At 67.8% G+C, this 22,429-nt stretch carries 21 protein-coding genes and 1 pseudogene; 13 read left to right on the top strand and 9 right to left on the bottom strand.

Annotated elements, in window-relative coordinates:
- Nucleotides 1-88: 88 nt before the first annotated feature.
- Entirely contained in the window at nt 89-814 is a 726-nt protein-coding gene (locus IEW98_RS12265; protein ID WP_188763255.1) for an energy transducer TonB, read from the bottom strand.
- Between the two features lie 175 nt (nt 815-989).
- Between IEW98_RS12265 and IEW98_RS12270 the strand changes: the two are divergent.
- Nucleotides 990-2,117: pseudogene (locus IEW98_RS12270) on the top strand (acyl-CoA dehydrogenase family protein).
- A 12-nt stretch (nt 2,118-2,129) separates the two neighbouring features.
- Nucleotides 2,130-3,317: an acyl-CoA dehydrogenase family protein gene (locus IEW98_RS12275; RefSeq protein ID WP_188763256.1), complete on the top strand. Its 1,188-nt coding sequence runs from the start codon at nt 2,130-2,132 to the stop codon at nt 3,315-3,317.
- On the opposite strand, the gene IEW98_RS12280 is transcribed toward IEW98_RS12275, so the two are convergent.
- From IEW98_RS12280 to IEW98_RS12295, 4 genes are read right to left on the bottom strand one after another with little or no spacing between them, the layout of a single operon-like run.
- Nucleotides 3,289-3,483: a hypothetical protein gene (locus tag IEW98_RS12280; protein ID WP_188763257.1), complete on the bottom strand. Its 195-nt coding sequence runs from the start codon at nt 3,481-3,483 to the stop codon at nt 3,289-3,291. The genes IEW98_RS12275 and IEW98_RS12280 overlap by 29 nt on opposite strands.
- A gap of 16 nt (nt 3,484-3,499) precedes the next feature.
- On the bottom strand, nt 3,500-4,555 hold the full coding sequence (locus IEW98_RS12285; protein WP_243450743.1) for an alpha/beta fold hydrolase: 1,056 nt from the start codon (nt 4,553-4,555) through the stop codon (nt 3,500-3,502).
- A 13-nt stretch (nt 4,556-4,568) separates the two neighbouring features.
- Nucleotides 4,569-5,270: a DUF2786 domain-containing protein gene (locus IEW98_RS12290; RefSeq protein ID WP_188763258.1), complete on the bottom strand. Its 702-nt coding sequence runs from the start codon at nt 5,268-5,270 to the stop codon at nt 4,569-4,571.
- Nucleotides 5,267-6,751, bottom strand: coding sequence for an FAD-dependent monooxygenase (locus tag IEW98_RS12295; protein ID WP_188763259.1), 1,485 nt, complete (start codon nt 6,749-6,751; stop codon nt 5,267-5,269). Before IEW98_RS12295 ends, IEW98_RS12290 begins: the two co-directional genes overlap by 4 nt.
- 160 nt (nt 6,752-6,911) lie before the next feature.
- Here IEW98_RS12295 and IEW98_RS12300 point away from each other — a divergent pair, with 160 nt between their 5' ends.
- From IEW98_RS12300 to IEW98_RS16535, 4 genes are read left to right on the top strand one after another with little or no spacing between them, the layout of a single operon-like run.
- On the top strand, nt 6,912-8,069 hold the full coding sequence (locus IEW98_RS12300; RefSeq protein WP_188763260.1) for a PepSY-associated TM helix domain-containing protein: 1,158 nt from the start codon (nt 6,912-6,914) through the stop codon (nt 8,067-8,069).
- Complete coding sequence (locus IEW98_RS12305; protein WP_207792571.1) at nt 8,066-8,308, top strand: hypothetical protein; 243 nt, start codon at nt 8,066-8,068, stop codon at nt 8,306-8,308. Before IEW98_RS12300 ends, IEW98_RS12305 begins: the two co-directional genes overlap by 4 nt.
- Nucleotides 8,309-8,328: 20 nt before the next feature.
- On the top strand, nt 8,329-8,754 hold the full coding sequence (locus tag IEW98_RS16530; protein WP_243450744.1) for a hypothetical protein: 426 nt from the start codon (nt 8,329-8,331) through the stop codon (nt 8,752-8,754).
- A 57-nt stretch (nt 8,755-8,811) separates the two neighbouring features.
- Nucleotides 8,812-9,426: a YhaZ family DNA alkylation repair protein gene (locus IEW98_RS16535; protein WP_243450745.1), complete on the top strand. Its 615-nt coding sequence runs from the start codon at nt 8,812-8,814 to the stop codon at nt 9,424-9,426.
- Nucleotides 9,427-9,429: 3 nt separating this feature from the next.
- Here IEW98_RS16535 and IEW98_RS12315 read toward each other — a convergent pair whose 3' ends face one another.
- The 4 genes from IEW98_RS12315 to IEW98_RS12330 all read right to left on the bottom strand — a co-directional run bounded on the left by IEW98_RS12315 (nt 9,430) and on the right by IEW98_RS12330 (nt 13,763).
- A complete protein-coding gene (locus IEW98_RS12315) occupies nt 9,430-10,686 on the bottom strand; it encodes an acyl-CoA dehydrogenase family protein (protein ID WP_188763261.1) in 1,257 nt (418 codons plus the stop codon).
- A 13-nt stretch (nt 10,687-10,699) separates the two neighbouring features.
- On the bottom strand, nt 10,700-11,824 hold the full coding sequence (locus tag IEW98_RS12320; protein ID WP_188763262.1) for an acyl-CoA dehydrogenase family protein: 1,125 nt from the start codon (nt 11,822-11,824) through the stop codon (nt 10,700-10,702).
- 80 nt (nt 11,825-11,904) lie between these two features.
- Nucleotides 11,905-12,699 carry an enoyl-CoA hydratase/isomerase family protein gene (locus IEW98_RS12325; RefSeq protein ID WP_188763263.1) on the bottom strand — a complete coding sequence of 265 codons (795 nt, stop codon included), beginning with the start codon at nt 12,697-12,699 and terminating at the stop codon, nt 11,905-11,907.
- Between the two features lie 11 nt (nt 12,700-12,710).
- Nucleotides 12,711-13,763: a phosphotransferase gene (locus tag IEW98_RS12330; RefSeq protein ID WP_188763264.1), complete on the bottom strand. Its 1,053-nt coding sequence runs from the start codon at nt 13,761-13,763 to the stop codon at nt 12,711-12,713.
- Nucleotides 13,764-13,924: 161 nt separating this feature from the next.
- Here IEW98_RS12330 and IEW98_RS12335 point away from each other — a divergent pair, with 161 nt between their 5' ends.
- The 7 genes from IEW98_RS12335 (at nt 13,925) to IEW98_RS12365 (ending at nt 22,390) form a co-directional block, all read left to right on the top strand.
- Nucleotides 13,925-14,740, top strand: coding sequence for a crotonase/enoyl-CoA hydratase family protein (locus IEW98_RS12335; RefSeq protein ID WP_188763265.1), 816 nt, complete (start codon nt 13,925-13,927; stop codon nt 14,738-14,740).
- 178 nt (nt 14,741-14,918) lie between these two features.
- Nucleotides 14,919-15,062, top strand: a complete 144-nt coding sequence (locus tag IEW98_RS12340) for a hypothetical protein (protein WP_188763266.1) — start codon at nt 14,919-14,921, stop codon at nt 15,060-15,062.
- A gap of 297 nt (nt 15,063-15,359) precedes the next feature.
- On the top strand, nt 15,360-16,799 hold the full coding sequence (locus IEW98_RS16795; protein WP_188763267.1) for a TolC family protein: 1,440 nt from the start codon (nt 15,360-15,362) through the stop codon (nt 16,797-16,799).
- Nucleotides 16,796-18,508: a type I secretion system permease/ATPase gene (locus IEW98_RS12350; protein ID WP_188763268.1), complete on the top strand. Its 1,713-nt coding sequence runs from the start codon at nt 16,796-16,798 to the stop codon at nt 18,506-18,508. Before IEW98_RS16795 ends, IEW98_RS12350 begins: the two co-directional genes overlap by 4 nt.
- Complete coding sequence (locus tag IEW98_RS12355) at nt 18,508-19,839, top strand: HlyD family type I secretion periplasmic adaptor subunit (protein WP_243450751.1); 1,332 nt, start codon at nt 18,508-18,510, stop codon at nt 19,837-19,839. Before IEW98_RS12350 ends, IEW98_RS12355 begins: the two co-directional genes overlap by 1 nt.
- A gap of 266 nt (nt 19,840-20,105) precedes the next feature.
- Entirely contained in the window at nt 20,106-20,645 is a 540-nt protein-coding gene (locus IEW98_RS12360) for a hypothetical protein (RefSeq protein WP_188763270.1), read from the top strand.
- On the top strand, nt 20,612-22,390 hold the full coding sequence (locus tag IEW98_RS12365) for a DUF8508 domain-containing protein (RefSeq protein ID WP_188763271.1): 1,779 nt from the start codon (nt 20,612-20,614) through the stop codon (nt 22,388-22,390). The genes IEW98_RS12360 and IEW98_RS12365 overlap by 34 nt, the downstream gene beginning before the upstream one ends.
- Nucleotides 22,391-22,429 lie beyond the last annotated feature (39 nt).

The raw sequence follows: 22,429 nt of genomic DNA on the forward strand, positions 1-22,429 counted from the left end.
GGGGTTCCCTGAAATCATTTGATCACGGCCGATACGATCGTCTTTGCGGCGACGGGTCAAGGCGTCGTCTGCGAGAAGCTGTTGCTTCTCAGCCTTGCAGGACGAACGGGATCTCGACGACGCCGCGGACCATCATCGCCTCGCCGCCGCGCAGGGTCGGCGACCAGCGCCAGCGGCGGACGGCGTCGAGCGCCGCGCGGTCGAGGCGCTCGAAGCCACTGCTCCGCGACACCGAGACATTGTCGACGCGGCCATCGGCGCGCAGCAGGACCATCAGCAGCACGGCGCCGAACTCGCGCCGGCGCCGCGACTCGATCGGATAGCGCGGCGGCACCGCCTCGATCATCGTCGACGACAAATCGGCGGCGGTGGCGGGGCCGCTGGCTGGCGCGCTCGGCTTGACCGCGGCGAACACGACCGTTTGCGGCGGCGGTGCCGGCACGTCGGTGACGGCCATCTGCGCCGGCGGTGCCGGGACTTCGATGACCCGCTCGGGCGCCGTCATGGTGGGGATGACGACCTCGATCGGCGTCACGATCGGCTCAGCGGGCGGCGGCGGTGGCGGCTCGTCCATCGGCATCAAGGCGACAACGAGCGGTTTCGCCTCGGGCTGGTCGAGCTGCACGATGTTGGTCTGGACCAGCACGACCAGCAACAGGGCATGGGCCGCGACCAGCCCGGAAATGACCGCGAAATTCGGTTTCGTCCCGGTATATTCGGCGCGGCGACCAGCCACCGGCGCTGCCGGCTCGGCGACGACCGCGTCCAGCGCCTCGATCTGCCTGAAAGCCCCGTTTCGTTCCTGATACCCCAAAGCCTGCACCTTCGCCTGCGCCCGGCCGCACGATCGACCAGGTTGCCGAGCCGCATGCGTAGCGAAATCGGCGGCGCATCGCAATGCTATTGCGACTGTGTTGCATCGAGCTGCAATCCTTGACGACGACCGCGCAACGCCAATAGTGACCGCAGATGATTTTCCGGATGGTTCCATGCTCCTGAACGCGACCCAGACGGCGATACAAGAGGCCGTCCGCGCCTTTGCGCAGGACCGGATTCGGCCCCGAAGTGCGGCGTTTGAGGCTGCCGGCGGCTATCCCGCCGGGCTGTTCGCCGAAATGGCCGGGCTCGGCCTGATGGGCATGACCGCGCCCGAGGAAGTCGGCGGGGCGGGCGCGGACTACGTCTCCTATGCGCTGGCGCTGATCGAGGTCGCCGCCGCCGATGGCGCGCTGTCGACGATCGTCAGCATCCAGAATTCGATCATGGTCTCGGGGCTGCTCAAGGACGGCAATTCGGCGCAGCAGGCGCGCTGGCTGCCGGCGATGATCGGCGGGACCGCCATCGGGGCGTTTGCGCTGACCGAGGCCGATGCCGGGTCCGACGCCGCGGCGATTCCGCACGCGCGCGCGGCGCGTCGACGGCGGCTGGCGGCTCGACGGCACCAAGCAGTTCATCACCTCAGGGCGCATCGCCGGCGTCGCCATGGTCATCGCCGTCACCGATCCCGCCGCTGGCCGCAAGGCATCTCGGCCTTCCTGGCGCCGACCGATACGCCCGGCTATTTCGTCGACAAGACCGAGCACAAGCTCGGCCAGGCCGCCTCCGACACCTGTGCGCTGCGCTTCGAGGACTGTTTCGTCGGCGATGACGCGCTGCTCGGCGAAGAAGGTCGCGGCTATGGCATCGCGCTGTCCAATCTCGAGGCCGGGCGCATCGGCATCGCGGCGCAATCGGTCGGCATGGCGCAGGCGGCGCTGGAGATCGCCATCGCCTATGCCCGCGACCGGATCAGCTTCGGCAAGCCCATCATCGAGCACCAGGCGGTGGGTTTCCGGCTGGCCGACCTTGCGACGCGGCTCGAGGCGGCGCGGCAGATGGTCCTCCACGCCGCCGCGCTGAAGGACGCCGGCGCACCGTGCCTGCGCGAGGCGGCGATGGCCAAGCTGTTCGCCTCCGAAGCAGCCGAAGCGATTGTATCAGGTGCCATCCAGACGCTCGGCGGCTATGGCTATCTCGAGGATTTCGGCCTCGCCAAGATCTACCGCGACGTTCGCGTCTGCCAGATCTACGAGGGCACGTCGGATATTCAGCGCATGATCATCGCGCGCGCGCTCTAGACAGGACCGGCCATGGAAAACCACACAAATATCGGCATCGGCGCCGAACGCACCCGCGAGATCGCCGACCGCGTCGAAGCGTTCGTCCGCAATGTCGTCGTCCCCTATGAGCAGGACAGCCGCCGCGACCACCACGACACCCCGACCGACGAACTCGTCACCGAAATGCGTGGCAAAGCCCGCGCTGCCGGGGTGCTCACCCCGCATATCCTCGCCGACGGCAGCCATTTGTCGCAGCGCGAGACCGCCATAGTCCTGCAACGCACCGGCCTTTCCCCCCTCGGCCCGCTGGCGTGCAACACCGCAGCCCCCGACGAAGGCAATATGTACCTCCTCGGCAAGGTCGGCAGCGACGACATCAAGGCGCGCTTCCTCAAGCAGCTGGTCGACGGCGACGCCCGCTCGGCCTTCTTCATGACCGAACCCGCCAGCGAAAACGGCGCCGGCTCCGACCCGTCGATGATGCTGACCACCTGCCGCCTCGATGGCAACCACTGGGTCATCGACGGCCGCAAGGCGTTCATCACGGGCGCGCAGGGTGCCAAGGTCGGTATCGTCATGGCCAAGGGCGATGCCGGCGCCAGCATGTTCCTTGTCGATTTACCCGACCCCGCCATCACCATCGAGCACGTCCCCAACACCATCGACAGCTCGATGCCCGGCGGCCACGCCACCGTCCGCATCGAAAACTTGCGCGTTTCCGCCGACCAGATGCTCGGCCAGCCCGGCGAGGGTTTCAAATACGCCCAGATCCGCCTCGCCCCGGCGCGGCTTTCACACTGCATGCGGTGGTATGGTGCCTGCGTCCGCGCCGACGAGATCGCCGCCGACTATGCCAACCGCCGGCAAGCGTTCGGCAAGACGCTCATCGACCATGAAGGCGTCGGCTTCATGCTCGCCGAGAATCTGATCGACCTCAAACAGGCCGAGCTGATGATCGACTGGTGCGCCGCCGTCCTCGATACCGGCGCGCTCGGCACCGCCGAAAGCTCGATGGCCAAGGTCGCCGTGTCGGAGGCCCTGATGCGGATCGCCGACCGCTGCGTCCAGGTCATGGGCGGCAGCGGCGTCACCTCCGACACCATCGTCGAGCAGGTGTTCCGCGAGATCCGCGCCTTCCGCATCTACGACGGCCCCACCGAGGTCCATAAATGGAGCCTCGCCAAGAAGATCAAGCGCGACTGGAAGGCGCGCCAGTAAATTCGTCGACGCTGCCGAAATACCAGAGCAGCAGTAAGGCGGTATAAAGCGGCACCAGCCCGAGCGCCGGGCCGATGCCGAGAAACCCCGCGAGCAGCACCAGGATGCCGGCGGTCATTAGCACTGCCCGGCCAGTGCCCATCGCCGGCGGCTCGTTCACCGCCATAGTTGCACCCGCCGCATCATGCCCGGCTTCCCGAAAGCCCACACAACCAATTCGTCAGCCGCGCCGTCACCGCCTCGGGCCGCTCCTGCTGGGTCCAGTGCCCGCACCCCTCGAGCAGCATCGCCTCCTCGAGGTTGGGCACCGCGGCGCGCATCGCCGCGACCATGTCGTAACCCGGTCGCATCGACAGCACGAGGTCGCGCGTCCCTCCGATGAACAGCGCCGGCTGGTCGATCGTCCGCCCGCGCCAGGGCTTGAGGAACTCGACGTCGCGATGCTGGTTGCGATAGCGGTTGATCGGCCCGCGCAGCCCCGACCGGCGGAACTCGCTGACGAGGTATCCGATATCGGCGTCGCCCATCCACGCCGGGAAGGGCTGCGGGTCGGGCAAACCATCGAGCAATGCCGAAGTCGAAGCCCGGCCATGCCCCAGCCCATCGGGCGCCTCGCCCGACAGCCAGTAATAGAATTTGCGGATGAACCCGGTCAGGTCGGCCTCGGCCTCGGCTTCCGCCACCCCCGGTTGCTGGAAATAGGTCTGGTAAAAGAACTTGCCGCGGTCGGCGTAGACCGGCTTCACCGCGTCGATCAGCGCGGTCTCGGCGACGCCGACAAAGGGCACCGACAGGGCCGCTACGGCACGCACCTTGGCGGGATGGCAGAGCGCCGTGTGCCACACCAGGTGCGCGCCCCAGTCATGCCCGATGATGACGCCCGGCGCGCCGCCGCCCTCGGCATCGATGACCCCGGCGATGTCGGCGGTCATATTCTCGAGGTCGTAGGCCTCGATCGCCTCGGGCTTGTCGCTGCCGCCATAGCCCCGGCAATCGATGGCGCAGACCTTGAAGCCAGCCGCTGCAATCGGCCCGATCTGGTGGCGCCAAGCCGCCCAGCTTTCGGGAAAGCGATGGACCAGCACCACCAGCGGCCCCTCGCCGGCGACCGCCGCGCGAAGCCGGATGCCGTTGGTCTCGATCGTCCGAAAATTGGTCATGCTCGATCCCGCCAGCACCGGCCCAGCGGCCTGTCGGGCGGCATCATGTTCCGCCGGCGCGCCGCGTGCCAATGTCATAAGTTGCAGGTGCTCAGCGTTCCCGCCCGGCAATCGGCAGCTCGGCCCCCGCCGCTTCGCCCGCTTCATACGCCGCCGGCGAAATCATCCGCGAGGTCGATTCGATCTCGCGCCATTGCACGTCGAGCCTGTCGAGTTCGGCCGCGACCACTGAGATCTTGAGCACCACCAAGTCCCGGCCACTGCTGGCCTGCGCCCGGTCGCGTTCGGCCTTCATCGCCATCAGCTTGTCGCCGATCGACGCCACCATTCCGAGCACGAACGACGCATTGGCGAGATGACGCTCGGTGTGCCGGAATTCGCGATAGGCCGGCGAGGTCTTGAACACCCCGAGCTGCGAGCGCACGGCATGATCGACAAGTTCGGCCAGGAACAGCGCCGCATCGACATCGGCCGGCAGCCCGAAAAAGACGTGGCGCACCTCCTTGGTGGCGCTTTTCTCGCGCCAGACCTTACAGTCGCAAAAGGCGGCAATTTCGCCGATGCAGCCATCGAGCGGCACGCGCTTCTTGCGACCGGCTTCCCAGCTACGGCGCTCGCACACCGCCGCGCGCACTTCGACATCGCTCAGCGACAGGCTGTAGCGATCGAGCATCTCGGCGACCTTGGCGGCCGCCAGCATTGCCTCGGCCTCGGTGCAGCCGTTCTCGAGGGTCTTGGCGCGCAACCCCTCGATGCGCGTGCGCAACCGGTCGGCGCTGGTCGGATCGTTCATCGCACGCCGCCCAGCCCGGCAACGCGATCGAGATAGTCGGTTATACCCGTCAGGTCGCCCGCCCGTGCCCGGCACGCCGCATAGCCGTCGGGCCGCACCAGCCACACCCCCGCCGCATCGGGCGGCGGCATCGGCGCCGGATCGACAAGATCCGGAAACCGCGCCGCCAGCCGGCGCAGCGCATCGCTGTCGACCCCGAGCAGCGCGAACCGCGGCCGTGCCCCCGTGCCGAACGGCCGCTGCCCCGCCTTGGGTGCAATGCGGTCGCCCCGCCGGGGTCCCGAGACACCCGCGCCATCGCCCGGTCCACCATGCCTGTAGTTCACCGCCACCTCGGTAATCTGCGCCACCAGCGCCCGGCGCACCGGACGGAGCCCGAGCAAAAAGCGTCCCAGCAAGTTGCGCAGCCTCTGCCCGAAGCGATTGCGCATCGTCGCCAGCGCCGTCAACCTCCCGGCAGCGCGCAGCACCTGCTCGCCGACCGCGCCGCGCTCCGCCGAATAACTGTCGAGCAAGGCATCGGACGCCGCCCCGTGCCAGACCAGCGCCAGCTTCCAGGCGAGGTTGATGGCGTCCTGCATCCCGGTGTTCATGCCCTGCCCGCCTGCCGGGCTGTGCACATGCGCCGCGTCGCCGGCAAGGAACACCCGCCCCCGGCGATAATCGGCAACCTTGCGCTCGTTGATCCGGAAACCCGACAGCCACACCGGGTCGGACGCCGTCAAGCCCTGCGGCCCGCGCCGATCAAGGATCGCCTGCACAACCGCCAGCGTGGGCGCCACCGGTTCGGCGCCTTGCGATACCCCCAGATCGGCGATCACCCGGAACCGCGTTGCCGTGATCGGAAACACCGCAATCACCCCGTCCTCGTGCCACCAGGTGGCGATCTCGTCGGTCGGCACCCGGTTCCCCGCCAGTTGCACATCGGCGAGGATCCAGTCCGAACCCAGCGTCTCCCCGTCAAAGGCCAGCCCGAGCGAATGGCGAACCGCGCTATGGGCACCGTCGCAACCGATCACCCAGCCGGCATCGAGCAGCTCCGACCGGCCACCCGCATGGCCCAGCGCGACGACGACGCCATCGCCGTTGTCGCGCAGCCCGGTCAATTCGACCTGCCGCTCGACGACGACACCCAGCCCCTCCAGATGCAGCTCGAGCAGCCGCTCGGTCTCCGATTGCGGCAGCATCAGCGCGAACGGATAGGGGCTGTCGACGCCGCCGAAACACACCCGCCCGAGTGGCCTGCCACCGGCGATGATGTTGGCGGCCACCACCTTGTGCCCGGCAGCGACGAACGATTCCGTGCAACCGGCGCGATCGAGCAGTTCGAGCGTCCGGCTCCACAACACCAGCGCCTTCGACGTCGCCGACCGCGCCGCCGCCCGGTCGATGACGCGCACCGGAACACCGTAGCGCGCCAGCTCCGCCGCCATCGTCAGCCCGGTCGGTCCCGCCCCGACAACGACGACCTGCGCAGCCATGGTCCCGCCTCCACCAGCATTCACCTACCTCTATGTCATCGCCGGCTGCGTCCAACAACGACCTCACCGGGATTGAAGTTCACGCCATCGTCATATACTGCGCTATTGATAGTGAGTATCAGCTTTGCCCCGTCGATCATGGTCGCGCCATGAGGCCAACATGACGCAAGCCGCGGTGCGCGCCTGGTTCCTCGTCCACAAATGGTCGAGCATTGTCTGCACGGCCTTCCTGCTCATGCTTTGCATCACCGGGCTGCCGCTCATATTCCACGAGGAAATCGACCGGCTCGCGGGCGAAACCGTCGCCGCCACCGGCATCGCTTCGTCGGGCAGCGGCCCCGGCCTGCTGCCGCTCGACGTCATGCTCGCCAAGGCGCTGGCGCAGCGTCCCGGCGAAGTGCCGCTGTTCATGGCCTTCGACAATGCCGGCCCGCAGCTCACCGTCACCACCGGCCCCGCCCCCGATGCGCCCGCCAGCGCCATGACCCTGCAGATCTTCGACCGCAGCACCGGCAAGCTGACCGGCGCCGCCGACGATAGCGTCGTCATGAATTTCCTCCTGCAACTCCACACCGACATGTTCCTCGGCCTGCCCGGCATGTTGTTCCTCGGCGTCATGGGATTGCTCTTCTGCACCGCCATCGTCTCGGGCCTCGTCCTCTACGCCCCGTTCATGCGCAAGCTCGATTTCGGCACCATCCGCACCCGCCGCAACACCCGGGTCAAATGGCTCGATTATCACAATCTTCTCGGCGCCGTCGTGCTCGCCTGGGCGGTCGTCGTCGGCCTGACGGGCGTCATCAACACGCTGGCGACCCCGATCATCCAGCTCTGGCAGCGCGGCGAGCTGGCGTCGATGACCGCCGCCTATGCCGGCCGCCCGGCGCTCGCCCCCGATCGCTACGGCTCGCTCGATCGCGCCATGGCCGCCGCGCGCGCCGCCCGCCCCGGCACCAATCCGCAGTTCATCGCGTTCCCCGGCGGCACCTTCAGCTCGGGGCATCACTACGCCGTGTTCCTGCAAGGCGACACGCCGCTCACCGAGCGCCTGCTCACCCCCGCTCTCATCGACGCTGAAACCGGCACGCTTACCGATATCCGCCCGATGCCCTGGTATGCCCAGGCGCTGCTGATCTCGCAGCCGCTCCACTTCGGCGACTATGGCGGCCTGCCCCTGAAGCTACTCTGGGCGGTGCTCGATGTCTTCACCATCATCGTGCTCGGCTCGGGGCTCTACCTCTGGCTCGGCCGCCGCCGCGCGTCGGTCGCCGCACACATCACCGAAATCGAGAGCGGCGCCGCCGTCCCCGTCCCATGAACCGGCCCGAACGTATCCGCGCGCGGCCCCAGGAGATCCCGTCGCAGCCCCGCCGACTGCCGCGCGCGGCCCGCAAATCCCTGCGGCAGGTCTTCGCCGCGCCTGCCGTCATTGCCGTCATCAGCCTCATCGGCCTTGTCAGCGCGCTGACCGGCGACGGCCTGCGCAACATCGTCTCTTGGGCCGCTCTCGGCGTCCCCGTCGTCATCGCCATCCGCGCCTGGAGCCGCCGCGGGTAATGGACGCCAGCGATGCCCCGATGACCGATGCGGCCCCGGCCCTGCTCAAGGACCTCCTCGGTCCCAAGGCATTGACAGTGATCGCAGAAGCCGGAAGCGCCGCGTCACCGCATTTCGGCCGCGCCGCATTCCTCGAGGCCGCCAGCAACGGCCTCGCCGCGCTGTCGATCATGGAGCGCGTCCGCCACATCGCCGATGCGCTGAAACCCGCACTGCCCGCCGACTATCCGGCGGCGATTGCCATCGTCCGCGCCATGGCACCGCGTTTGCGCCCGGGCTTCCAGGCGATCGCGATCACCGAGTTCGTCCCGCGCCACGGCCTTGACGACATCGACACATCGCTCGCCGCCCTTGCCGACCTGACCCGCTACGGCTCGGCCGAATTCGCCATCCGGCCGTTCCTTGCCGCCCAACCCGAGCGCACTCTCGCCGTCATGGCCGTCTAGGCGACCAGCCCCGACGCGCACGTCCGCCGCCTGGCCAGCGAAGGCAGCCGCCCGCGCTTGCCGTGGGCGGCGCGCATCTCGGCGCTCAAGGCCGATCCGACTCTGGCCGCGCCGATCCTGGGCACGCTCAAGTCCGACGACAGCCTGTATGTGCGCAAGTCGGTGGCCAATCATCTGAACGATATCGCAAAGGATCGGCCCGACTGGCTGCTCGATCACCTTGCCGGCTGGACCGGCGACGATCCGCGCACGGTCTGGATCATCCGCCACGCGCTGCGCACGCTGATCAAGAAAGGCGGCCCGCGCGCGCTCGCGCTGATCGGCGTCGGTCACGGTGCACAGGTCGAGGCGTCATTCGCGATCGCGCCGACAATTGTCCGCCTTGGCGACAGCATCGCGCTTACCGCCGGGCTGTTCTCCACCGTGCCCGAGCCCCAGCGCCTCGTCGTCGACTATCGCATCACCTACGCCCGGGCCGCCGGCAGGACTTCCGCCAAGGTCTTCAAATGGAAGAGTTTCGACCTCGCCGCCGGTGACACGGCGAACCTCGCGCTCCGCCAGTCGATCCGCGACTTCAGCACCCGCCGCCACCATCCCGGCCGCCACGATGTCGAGCTCATCGTCAACGGCAAGACGATGGCCAGCGCGGCGTTCGAGATCGTCGCCGGCTGATCCCTACCGCCCCCCGGCGCTTGCCGCGGTCGGGATCCTGTCGAACGCCACGTCCTTGTCGACGCGGATATCGGCCGGCAGCCCGAGCACGCGCTCGGCGATGATGTTGCGCAGGATCTCGTCCGAACCACCCTCGATGCGGGTGGCCGGCGAGCGCATCAGCATCCGCTGGAAGCGCGCATTGTCGGGCGACAGTTTCTCGTCGATGATCAGGCCGTATTCGCCCTGCAGGTCGAGCGCGAACCGCGACACGTCCTGCAGCATCGAGCCGGCGACCAGCTTGCCGATCGAGTTTTCGGGACCGGGCTCCTCGCCGCGCGAAAGCGCCGAGATCGAGCGATATGCCGAATATTGCAGCCCCGTCGCCTTGACCGCATAGCTGGCCAGCCGCGACCGCACGCGCGGATCGTTGATGGCGCGGCCGTGCTCGGTCTCGATTTCCTCGGCATAGTTGAGCAACTCGTCGAAGCCGGTCGGCATGCTGCCACCGATCGACATGCGCTCGTTCATCAACGTCGTCAGCGCGACGGTCCAGCCCTGGCCGACCGCGCCGAGGCGCTGGGCGTCGGGGATGCGGACATCGGTGAAATAGACTTCGTTGAAGTGCGCGTCGCCGTTCATCTGCTTGATCGGGCGGACTTCGACGCCGGGCGATTTCATGTCGAGGAAGAACATCGTCAGCCCGCGGTGCTTGGCAACGCCGGTATCGGTGCGGGCGATCAGTAGCCCCCAATCGGATTCCTTGGCGCCCGACGTCCAGATCTTCTGGCCGTTGACGACCCATTCGTCGCCCTCCGGCGCGGCGCGCGTCCGGATGCCGGCCAGATCCGACCCGGCGATCGGTTCGGAAAACAGCTGGCACCAGATTTCCTCGCCGCTCGCCAGCTTGGGCAGGCGCTTGCGCTTGTCCTCCTCGGTGCCCCAGGTCATCAGCGTCGGACCGCACATGCCGAGCCCGATCGTGAAGGCGCCGCCCAGCTTGGCATAGGCGCCTTCCTCGGACTGCCAGATCACCTGCTCGATGGCGCTGGCGCCGGCGCCGCCATATTCCCTGGGCCAACGCAGCGCCGCCCAGCCGCCTTCCTGCTTCTTTTTCTGCCATTGCTTGGCGGCCTGCATCGGGTCGCCGACGCCGGCATCGGATTGACCGAAACCCAGCTTCGACAGCCCAGCGTGAAGTTCGCGCGGCGCGTTGGCGCTGATCCAGTCGCGCGCCTTGGAACGGAATGCGGCTTCTTCGGGGGTATCGTCGAAATTCATCTCGGTTCCTTTCTCAGGCGGCTTTGAGCGCGGGATTCACGCGAACGCTTTCGATCAGCCGTTCTTCCCAGTGCGAAGGCCCGCCGAGCGCCAGCGCAAGATAGTTCGAGCGGCGATAATGGAGGTGGCAGTCGAACTCCCAGGTGAAGCCCATGCCGCCATGGACCTGGATATTGTTGGCGGCGCACAGTTGATAAGCCTGTGTCGCAGCAACCCGCGCGCTGGCGGCGGCGGCAGGCAGGCGATCGCTGTCCACCGACAAGGCCCAGGCGCCGTAATAGGCGTTCGAGCGCGCCAGTTCGAGCGACACGTACATGTCGGCGAGCATATGCTTGATCGCCTGGAACGAGCCGATCTGCCGGCCGAAGGCAAAGCGCTGCAGCGCATAATCGCGCGCCATGTCGAGCGCCGCCTGTGCGCCGCCGATCTGTTCGAATGCGGTGAGCACGGCGGCACGGTCGCGGATGCGCTCGATCAGCGCCAGGCCCTCGCCCGGCGCACCGAGCGGTTCGACGACGGCGCCATCGAAATCGAGCCGGGCGTGTTTGCGGCTCGGGTCGACCGTCTCGACCGGCGTGCGCTCGACACCATCGGCAGCGAGTTCGGCGATGAACAGCGAGATGCCGCTATGCTCGTCCTTGGCGGCAACGATGGCGAAATCGGCGGCGCTGCCATCGGCGACGGGCAGCTTGGTGCCGGTCAGCCGCTGGTTGGTGACGCGCGTCGTGATCGCCTTGGGGTTGAGCGGGCCAGCGGCTTCGGTGACGGCGACGGTGCCGATCGCCTCGCCCGAAGCCAGCCGCGGTAGCCATTTGGCCTGTTGCTCGGGCGTGCCGACCGCCATCAGGAACTCGGCGGCCTGGTAGATCGACGACACGGTCGGCAAGGCGGCGAGCGCGCGCCCGGCCTCCTGCGCGACGACGCAAAGCTCGAGATAACCGGCGCCGACACCGCCCTGTGCCTCGGGGATGGCGGCGGCAAGGAAGCCCTGCTCGCCGACCTTTTTCCACAGCGACTCGTCGTGCCCGGCGGTGCTTTCGAGCACGCCGCGCGCCGCGCTGTTGGGGCTGTTATCGGTGAAAAAGCGGCGGACGCTGGTCTGCAACTCCTTCTGCTCGCTTGAAAAATCGAATTGCATTGGTCAGTCTCCCGGCACCCGATGCGTTCAATGCGCACAGAAACCCGCGGCCGTAATTGCCCGAATCTGACAGGTCGGCCTTATCGCCCCGTAAACACCAGCGCGCGCTTTTCGATGAAGCTGGCGACGCCCTCCTTGTGATCCTCGGTATCCATCAGCCGGCGGATCGTCTCGATCGCCCAGGCCCCCATCTCGCGCGGGTCGCCATAGGCCGCGCGCGCCAGCCCCTGCTTCATGAAACGCAGCGCCAGCGGCGGGTTGGCGGCGATCCGCGCGGCCAACGCCTGCGCCGCCGTCATTAGCTCGGCATGCGGCACGACTTCGCGCACCAAGCCGATCCGCAGTGCCTCGGCGGCAGTGATGACATCGCCGGTGAACAGCAGTTCCGCCGCCTTGGCGGGGCCGACGATCGCCGGCATCCGGTAGAAGCCGCCGACATCGCAGACCAGCCCGCGCTTGATGAACATCTCGCTGAACCGCGCCGCCTCCGACGCGATGCGGATATCGGCATACAGCGCCAGTTCTATGCCCCAGCCGATCGCCGCGCCGTTGACGGCTGCGATCATCGGCTTTTCGCATTCGAGCGCCGCCATCGCAGCAGGGGTCGGCTGAAAGGTCACCGTCGTCCGTGCCGCGTGCGTAGCCGCGAAGTTTTTCGGCCCGGCCATGATCTCATGCACATCGTCGCCTGAACAGAATGCCGGATCGGCGCCGGTAACAATGACGCAGCGGACCTCCTCGTCGGCCGAAGCCCGGCGGAGTGCTGCCTCGAGCATCGCATAGGCGTTCCAGTTAAGCGCGTTGCGCCGCTCGGGCCGGTTGAGCGTGATCACCGCGACATTGTCGGCGACCGCGTAAAGCACGTCTTCTGACATGGCTTGATCCTTCAGGAACGATGCAGCAACCGCAGCGCAATGTCCGCCAGATGCCCCGTGCCGCTCTCGGTCGGGCCGCCCGCCGCCTGCGCGATCGGCGTGTTGCCGGCCAGCGCCCGCGCATGGACGCCGTGCGAAATCGAAGCGAGGCGAAAGACCGAAAAGGCGATCAGGAAGTTCCAGCCCTCGATGGGGCCGCGCCCCGTACGCGCCCGATAGGCGTCGATCCATTCCTGCTCGGTCGGAATGCCGCTGGTGGCGAAATCGACGCCATCGAGGGTCCCCCAACCCGGCGAATCCGAATGCCAGAGGAATGCCGAATAGGCGAGATCGGCCAGCGGATGGCCGATCGTCGACAGCTCCCAATCAAGCACCGCGATCAATCGCGGCTCGGTAGGGTGAAACATCACATTCTCGAGCCGGTAATCGCCGTGCGCGATCGTCACTGAATCGTCGCTCGGGATATGCAGCGGCAATTGCTCGATCAGAGTCTCCATCGCCGGCACCGGCGGCAGCGGCGTTTCGCGGTACTGCCGCGTCCAGCGCGCGATCTGCCGTTCGAAATAATTGCCCGGCCGCCCGAAACCTTCCAGCCCGACCGCCTGCCAATCGACCCCGTGGAGCGTCGCCAGCACGGCATTCAGCTGGTCGTAGATCGCTGTGCGCTCGGCCGGCGGCAGGCCCGGCAACCGCGCATCGCGGAAAATCCGGCCCTCCAGATAATCCATCACGTAAAAGCCGGTGCCGACCACTTCGGGATCGTCGCAAATGCCGCGCATCACCGGCACCGGGACGCCGGTATCGCGCAGCGCCGCCATCACCCGGTATTCGCGATCGACCTGGTGTGCGCTCGACAGCAGCACGCCCGGCGGCTTCTTGCGCAGCACATAGCGTCGGTCGCCCGAGGCGAGCAGGAAGGTGGGGTTCGATGCTCCGCCGGCAAACTGGCTGACCTGCAGATCGCCGGCATATTCGAGCAAATTCGCCGCCAGCCACCGGTCGAGCCGCGCCTCGTCGAACCGGTGTACCGCCGATACCGGCCCGGTCGGGCTACCCTCCGACATAGTGCACGACCGCATCGCGGCCGGGCAAAGCCTGCCTGTTCCGATAGTCCTGAACCACGTCCGCCCTCCCTAAGGTCGTTTCACTTGCCGCCAATTCAGCGGCGCCGACAACCTGCCATGAAAGCCAGATGCCCGGCGGCGCCGGCAACCGGAGAAAATCGATGAACGACCGCGTTTCCATATCGATCGAGGCCGGCGTCGCCGATGTCCGGCTGATCCGCGCCGACAAGATGAACGCCTTCGACGACGCCATGTTCGCGGGCATCATCGAGGCCGGCGCGCAGCTTGCTGCAACGCCGGGCCTGCGCGCCGTGGTGCTGTCGGGTGAAGGCCGCGCCTTTTGCGCCGGCCTCGACATGAGCAAGTTCGGCGAGATGGCGAGCGGCGAGCGCGGCGCTGGCGACAATGGGGGCACCCCCATCATCGCCGGCGCGCGCACTCCCAATGGCGCCAACCGCGCCCAGCAGGTCGTCATGCTGTGGCGCGAACTCGCCGTCCCGGTCATCGCCGCCGTCCACGGCGTCGCCTTCGGGGCCGGCTTCCAGCTCGCGCTCGGCGCCGACCTGCGCTTCGTCACCCCCGACGCGCGCTTCGCTGCCTTCGAGATGAACTGGGGCCTGGTACCCGACATGGCCGGCATCGCGCTGCTCCGCGGCCTCGTCCGCGACGATGTCGCCCGCGATCTCGTCTATGGCGCCCGCATCGTTTCGGGCACCGAGGCCGCCGCGATCGGCCTCGTCACCCGCGTCTGCGCCGATCCGCTCGCCGAGGCCCTCGCCTATGCCGCCGAGATCGCCGGCCGCAATCCCGACGCCGTGCGCGCCGCCAAGCGCCTGCTCAACCTTGCGCAGGACGAAACCCAGTCGGCCATCCTCATCGCCGAAAGCGACGAGCAAGGCCGGCTTATCGGCGCGCCCAACCAGGTCGAGGCGGTCAACTCGCGCCTCGCCAAGCGCGCCGGGCAATTCCGCGACTGACCGGTCTGGCGCGCGCCGCCGCCACTCAGGCCTGACGAAGCGCCTCCGGCCTTCATTCGTCGTGCCCTCGGCCTGATCGGTCGCAGTGCAATTGCTATAGCTACCAGCGCCGATATATGATGGCGCCGCGCCGGGGGTAATTTGCCGAGTCGCCGGGTTTTCCAAGGATTGCAGCGATATGGCCAGCCGATTCGCCGAAGCCCTGGTGTCCCCGGACGACATTATCGCCTGGGCACTCCTCGACAGGCGCATCGCCGCGTGCAGCTTTGACGGGCAGCGCGGCAGCGGCCGTTGCAGTTTCCATATCGTGCTGGCTGGCTGACATCGCGGCGCATTCTCGGTCAGCCGCCGACACCGCGCCGAGCGCGATGTCATGGCCACCCGCACGCTGATCACCCGGGCCGTGCGCAATGCCGAAATGCTGATGCCGCCGCTTCGTTCGCCCGTCGCGGCCGGCCTTTCGCTGGCATAAGCCGGCGCGATCGTTTCCGGGCGGTTGCCACCCTCCCGAGGCCATCGTTTCGCATCGCAACAGAAACCGGCTGGACGCTTTGCCGGAAGCATCGCTAAGGAGCGCCAAAGGGCGGACAGCGATTCGCGCCTTTGGAACTTTGTGACAATGGCATCGACGGGTCTATTGCTGCCCCTGGTCCTGGCGCTCGCGTCTGGTCCATCCGCCGCAATTGCCCCGCAATCGGCAACCATCGTCGCCGCACCAACGCCCGTCATCACCATCCCGCTGCCGTCCGAACGCCCGCAAGCCATCAGCGCCGCCACCGACCCGTTCCTCCGCGCCCTCGCCGATCGCAGCGGCGCCGCCGATTTCACCGCCCGGACGTCCACCGCCGCCGAGGCTCTCCCCATCCTCGGCGAACGCGCCCAAGACGTCCTTGCAGCCGGTGCCGCCCGCGACCAGGCGCGGTCGCGGCTGTTCCCCGGCATCGGCGTCGACGTCGACGTCATCGCGGCGCGCACCATCACCCGCGACCTGCAATCGCCGCTGACCCAGGTCGAAAACCTGTCGCCGCTGCGCCGCAACGATGTCATCGGCTCGGTCGACCAGTTGCTGCTCGATTTCGGCGCCACCTCGGCGCGCATCCGCGCCGGCAATGCCGCCACCGACGCTGCCCGCGCCGACCTCGATGCCGAGCGCAACGCCGCACTGCTCCAGCTGGTCGCCACCTGGTACGAAGTCCTTGCCGCGCAGACCGCGACCGCGCTGGCGCAGGGCAATGTCGCGCGCCTCCAGTCGCTGGCCGACGGCGCCGCGCTGCGTTTCGAACGCGGCGTCGACAGCGGCGGCGATGTCGCCCGTGCCCGCTCCTACCTCGCCGCCGCGCAAAGCCAGCAGGTCGGCTTCGAACGCCGGTTGCGCTCGGCCGAGGCACGCTTCGTCGAGCTGTTCGGCCGACTGCCCGGCGCCGTCGCCCGTCCCGATATTGGCGCCGAAACCGCCCCCGGCACCGACACCGTCCGCCCCGAGCTCGTCGCCGCGCGCGCCGACGAACGCGCCGCGAGCGCCGTCCTCGATGCCGCCAAATCCGACCGCCTGCCCCGCATCGACGCGCGCGTCACCAGCGCCGGCTACGACGTGCTGCGCGGCTCCACTCCCGCCTATGATGTCCGTGCCCTCGTCACCTTGCGGCAACGCTTTTCGACCGGCGGCGGCGAGGCGGCGCGCGTGGCCGAGCTGACGGCCCGCCGCCGCGCCGCCAGCCTCGCCGTCGATCGCGTCGCCGCCGCCACCGATCGCGAGCGCGCTGTTGCCGCCGCCGATGTCGATGGCCTCGCCGATTCGCTGCCACCGCTGGAGGCCGCCTATCTCGACAGCCGCCGCGCCCGCGACCTGTTCGCCGAACAGTTCCGCGTCTCGCGCGGCACCCTCTTCGATGTCCTCCGCGCCGAACGCGACCTGCTCGAAGCCGCGCTCGCGCTGGCCCGCGCCAACTACGACCTCGATATCGCGCGCTTTACCCTGCTGGCGCGCAGCGGGGGGCTGATCGAGCGCTTCGGCATGACCCCTGCCGTGATTGCCGACAATCCGGAGACCGGCCGATGATGCGCCCGCGTGACGCCTGGCTGTCGCCTTGGCTGGCGGCCCCGCTCGCCGAGCACCGCGCTACCTTCATCAAGGTCGGCATCGCCGCGATCCTCACCAACGTCTTCGCGCTGGCGACGTCGCTTTATTCGATGACGGTGTACAATCGCATCGTCCCCAACAACGCCACCGGCTCCTTGATCGCGCTGTCGATCGGCATCGGCATCATCCTCGTCTTCGATTTCATCCTGCGCATGCTGCGGGGCTATTTCATCGATGTCGCCGGCCGCGAAGTCGATGCCAAGCTCGGCGCCGCGGTGTTCAAGACGCTCACCTCGATGCGCCTTGCCAACAAGCAGGGCTCGGCCGGGGCGTTCGCGGGCCTGCTTCGCGAGTTCGAGACACTGCGCGATTTCTTCGCGAGTGCAACGATCGTCGCCATCGTCGACGTGCCGTTCGTCATCCTGTTCCTGTTCGTCATCTGGGCCATCGCCGGCCCCGTCGTGCTGGTGCCGCTGCTGATGATTCCGGTCGTCGTCGCTGCCTCGATGGCGGTGCAACCCGGCCTCGATCGCATGGCCGGCAGCGTCCTCGGGCTCGGCTTTTCGAAGCAGGGCGTCATGGTCGAGACCATCGCTGGCCTCGAGACCGTCAAGGCCACCGCTGCCGGCGCGATGCTCGAACGCCGCTGGCAGGCCGCTGTCGACGAAAGCGCCGACACCGCGCTGCGCAGCCGTTTGCTGTCGGCTTTCGCCATCAACGTCGCCGCCTCGGCGCAGCAGATCGTCTATGTCGGCGTCGTCCTCTATGGCGTTTTCCTCATCGCCGACGGCAAGCTGACCAGCGGCTCCTTGATCGCTGCCTCGATCCTCGCCGGCCGCTGCGTCGCGCCGCTCGGCCAGGTCGCGGCGCTGCTGACCCGGCTCAGCGGCACCCGCGCCGCGTACGTCCGCCTCGATGCCTTCATGTCGGCGGGCGGCGAAGTCGCGGCCGACGCCAACCCGGTGCGGCGCAAACGCCTCGAGGGCCGCATCGCCTTTCGCAACGTCGTCTTCCACTATCCCGGCACCACCACCCGTGTCCTCGATGACGTCTCGTTCGATATCGCGCCCGGCGAGAAAGTCGCCATCGTCGGCCGCGTCGGCTCGGGCAAATCGACCGTCGCGCGCCTTGTGCTCGGCCTCTACCAGCCGACCGAAGGCCAGGTCCTCATCGACGGCGCCGACGTTCGCCAGCTTCACCCGGATGACCTGCGCCGCAACATCGGCTCGGTGCTCCAGGACGTCACTCTGTTCTCGGGGTCGATCCGCGACAATATCGCGCTCGGCGATCCCGCCATCGACGACGCCGAGCTGCTCCGCCTGGCCAGGGTCAGCGGCACCCATGATTTCGTCGGACAACTCGCCAACGGATTCGACCTCCGCCTTGCCGATCGCGGCGAGGGCTTGTCCGGCGGTCAGCGCCAGTCGATCGCCATCGCCCGCGCGCTGGGCAACGCGCCGCCGATCTTCGTCTTCGACGAGCCGACCAGCGCCATGGACAGCCAGTCCGAAAACGCCCTTGTCTCGCGTCTCGAAACTGAGCTCGCCGGCCGCACGCTGCTGCTGGTCACCCACCGCCAGCCGTTGCTCAAGCTGGTCGATCGCATCATCATCCTCAACGCCGGAAAGATCGCCGTGCAGGGCCCGCGCGACGACGTGCTGCGGTCATTGGCAACGGGGCAGGCGTGATGACCACTACCAGCGACGCCAACATCATCGAAACCGCATTGGTCCGCGCACCGGACGGCCTGCTCGAGCGCGATTTCGCCACCGTGCTGCTCTGGGTCGTCGTCGCCCTCACCGCCTCGATGCTGCTCTGGGCGGGGCTCGCCAAGGTCGAGGAAGTCGTCCACGCCAACGGCAAGGTCATCCCCTCCAGCCGGCTCCAGGTCGTTTCCAACCTCGAGGGCGGCATCGTCGCCGAAATCCTCGTCAAGGCGGGCGACCGGGTCAAGGCCGGGCAACCGCTGCTTCGCCTCGACGACAAGGCCTCGACCGCCGATTTCGCCCGCAACGACACGTCGGTCGGCGCCCTGCTCGCCCGCGCCGCCCGCCTCGATGCCGAGGCCCGCGGCCGCGCGCTGGTCTTCCCGGCGGCACTCGAAAAGGCCGCCCCGGCGCTGGTCGCCAACGAGCGCGCCCTTCACAATGCCCAGCTTTCGAGCATCGAGACTGAGCGCGAGATCGCCCGCTCGCGGCTGCTCCAGGCCGAACGCGCCGCCGGTCAGGCGCTGGCCGAAACCGCCGCGCTCGCCGAAGTGCTGGCGCAGGCCCGCCGCGAAGTCGAAATCCTCGCGCCGCTCGTCGAAAAAGGCGTCGAGCCGGCAATGTCGCTGATCCGCGCGCGGTCGGAGGAGCGCCAGGCCGAAAGCGGCCGCGACGCCGCCTCGCAGGCCACCCGCCGCGCCGAAGCCGCCCGCGCCGAAGCCATCGTCGCCATCCGCAACACCGACCAGAAGTTCCGCGCCCAGGCCGCCGAAGCGCTCGCCACCACCCGCGCCGACATCGCCTCGCAAAGCGAATCGCTGCCCGCGCTTGCCGATCGCCTGCGCCGGACGGTGCTCACCGCCCCGGTTGCAGGGCTGGTCAACCGCGTCCTCGTCGCCACGGTCGGCGGCTCGATCCGGCCCGGCGAACCGCTGGTCGAGGTCGTCCCCGAAGGCGACACGCTGGTGGTCGAAGCCATGGTCAACCCGTCCGACATCGCCTTCATCAGCCTGGGGCAAAAAGCCAACATCAAGATCAGTGCCTATGATTATTCGATCTATGGCACCCTGCCCGGCGTCGTCGAGCGCATCGCCCCCGATGCCGTCACCGACGAGCGCACCGGCGATTCGCACTTCACCATCCGGGTCCGCACCAATGCCACCGCGCTGATCGGCTCCGACGGCACCCGCCTGCCGATCGGCGCCGGCATGACCGCCGACGTCGATGTCCTGGGGCGCGAACGCAGCGTGCTCAGCTACCTGCTCACCCCCGTCACGCGCCTCCGCGACACTGCCTTTCGCGAAAAGCTTTGAAGTCGCGCCCGACTGTCATCGAGATTTAACAAACCTTTCCTACATCGTTCCGCGAGACAGGATGACGGCCGCGTTGCCGCCAGCTTAATTCGCGGCAACGAACCAGGGGTGGGCGGGGGATGACATCTGAAACTGCATTCCGCGCTGCGTTCGTGGGCGCGTCCGGCGCCGGGCGTCCGGCCCGCTCCAGCACCGCGTTCCAGATCTGACACACCCGGCCGCGCGCCGGCTTTTTTGCGCCTTCCCCCGGTTTCAAGGATTTCCCCATGGCTGTTCTCGGTGACATCGCGCTCGTTGGTTTCGCCGCCGATGCAGCCGGCAAGTCCTTCTCGTTCGTCCTCCTCGCCGACCTGTCGGGCGAAACCATCAACTTCACCGACAATGGCTGGCTCGCCGCCGGCGGCTTTCGCGCCAACGAAGGCACGACCAGCTACGTCGTCCCCGCCGACACGCCGGTCGGCACCGTCATCACCATTTCGGGACTGACCGGCAGCTTCAATCCGTCGACCGGCGGCGACCAGATCCTCGCCTATGTCGGCAGCGTTACCGCCCCGACCTTCCTGTTCGCACTCGATTTTGCCGACAACAATTCGACCTATGCGGGCGACGCCAGCAACTCGAACACCTCGGCGGTCCCAACGGGGCTTACCTTGGTCAAACCGCCCTCGCCTTCACCCTCGACAACGGCGCCTACACCGGCCCCCTGTCCGGCAGCCGCTCCGAAATCCTCGCCAACATCGCCAGTTCGGCCAACTGGACTCTCGATGACGCGATGCCGGTGTCCTACGCTCCCGGTTTCACCGTAGGGGGTGCCGGCGACACCGCCGTCACAATCGCCGACGTCTCGATCGCCGAAGGCAATGCCGGCACCAGCGTCCTGACCTTCACCGTCACCCGCGGCGACGCCACCGGTGCCTTCACCGTCGATTATGCCAGCGCCGACGGCACCGCCACTGCCGGCAGCGACTATGCCGCCGTCGCCGGTACTATCGCCTTCACCGCCGGCGGCGCGCTGACGCAGACGGTCTCGGTCACCATCAACGGCGACGTCGCCACCGAAGCCAATGAGAGCTTCACCCTCGGGCTGTCGAACCTCGTCAACGCCACCGGGTCCGCCGCAATCGCCGACGCCACCGCGACAGGCACCATCACCAACGACGATATCAGCGTCATCGCCATCCACGACATCCAGGGCGCCGGCCATGTCTCGACTTTCGCCGGCCAGGTCGTGACGACGACCGGCATCGTCACCGCCGTCGACACCAACGGCTTCTACATCCAGTCCGCCGACGCCGATGGCAACGACGCCACCTCCGAAGCCATCCTCATCTTCACCAGCACCGCGCCGACCGTCACCATCGGCGACCGGATCAACGTCACCGGCACCGTCACCGTCACCGAATTCATCCCCGGCGGCGCCTCGAGCGGCAATCTGTCGACCACCGAGATTGTCAGCCCGGTGATCTCTATCCTCAGCAGCAACAATGCCCTGCCTACCGCGATCATTCTCGGCGCCGGTGGCCGCACAGCGCCAACCGAGATCATCGACAACGACAATTTCGGCACCTTCGACCCCGCTAGCGACGGCATCGACTTCTACGAGAGCCTCGAGGGCATGCTCGTCACCGTGCCGACCCCCCTCGTCGTCGCGCCAACGACCAGCTTCGGCGAACTCTACACAGTCGCCGATGGCGGAGCGGGCGCCACCGGCCTGTCGGCACGCGGCACCATCGTCACCAAGGGCAGCGTCGGCGACGGCCTGTCAGTCACCAACACCGGCCCCGGCTCGGACTATAACCCCGAGCGCATCCAGATCGACGCCGACAGTTTCACCCCGGGCGGCATCCCCCTCGTCAACGCCGGCACGACGCTGAATGATGTCACCGGCATCATGAGCTATGCGTTCGGCAGCTACGAAGTCCTCGCCACGTCGGCCGTCACCGTCGCCGCCCCGTCGATCCTGACCGGCGAAGTGACGAGCCTTTCCGCCGGCGCCGACACGCTGACCATCGCCAGCTACAATGTTCTCAACCTCGATCCCAACGACAGCGACGGCGACACCGATGTCGCCGATGGCCGCTTCAATTCGATCGCGCTGCAGATCAAGGACGCGCTCGGCTCGCCTGACATCATCGCGCTGCAGGAAATGCAGGACAACAGCGGCTCGGCCAACGACGGCACCGTCTCCGCCAGCATCACGCTGCAGATGCTCGTCGACGCCATCGCCCTCGCCGGCGGGCCGACCTACAGCTTCATCGACAACAGCTTCATCACCAACAACACCAACGGCGGCGAGCCCGGCGGCAACATCCGCGTCGCCTATCTCTACGACGCCTCGCGCGTCTCGCTGGTCGCCGGCTCGGTCTCGACCACGCCAGACGCCGCCGCCGATTTCGCCGGCTCGCGCCAGCCTTTGGTCGCCACCTTCGAATTCAACGACGAGAACGTCACCCTCATCAACAATCATTTCAGCTCCAAGGGCGGCTCGACCGGCCTGTTCGGCGCGATACAGCCATCGATCAACGGCAGCGCCGCCGAACGGCTGATTTAGGCGCAGAACGTCGCCGATTATGTCGCCAGCCTCGGTAGC

Source organism: Sandarakinorhabdus glacialis, assembly GCF_014643455.1.
Taxonomy (GTDB): Bacteria; Pseudomonadota; Alphaproteobacteria; order Sphingomonadales; family Sphingomonadaceae; genus Sandarakinorhabdus; species Sandarakinorhabdus glacialis.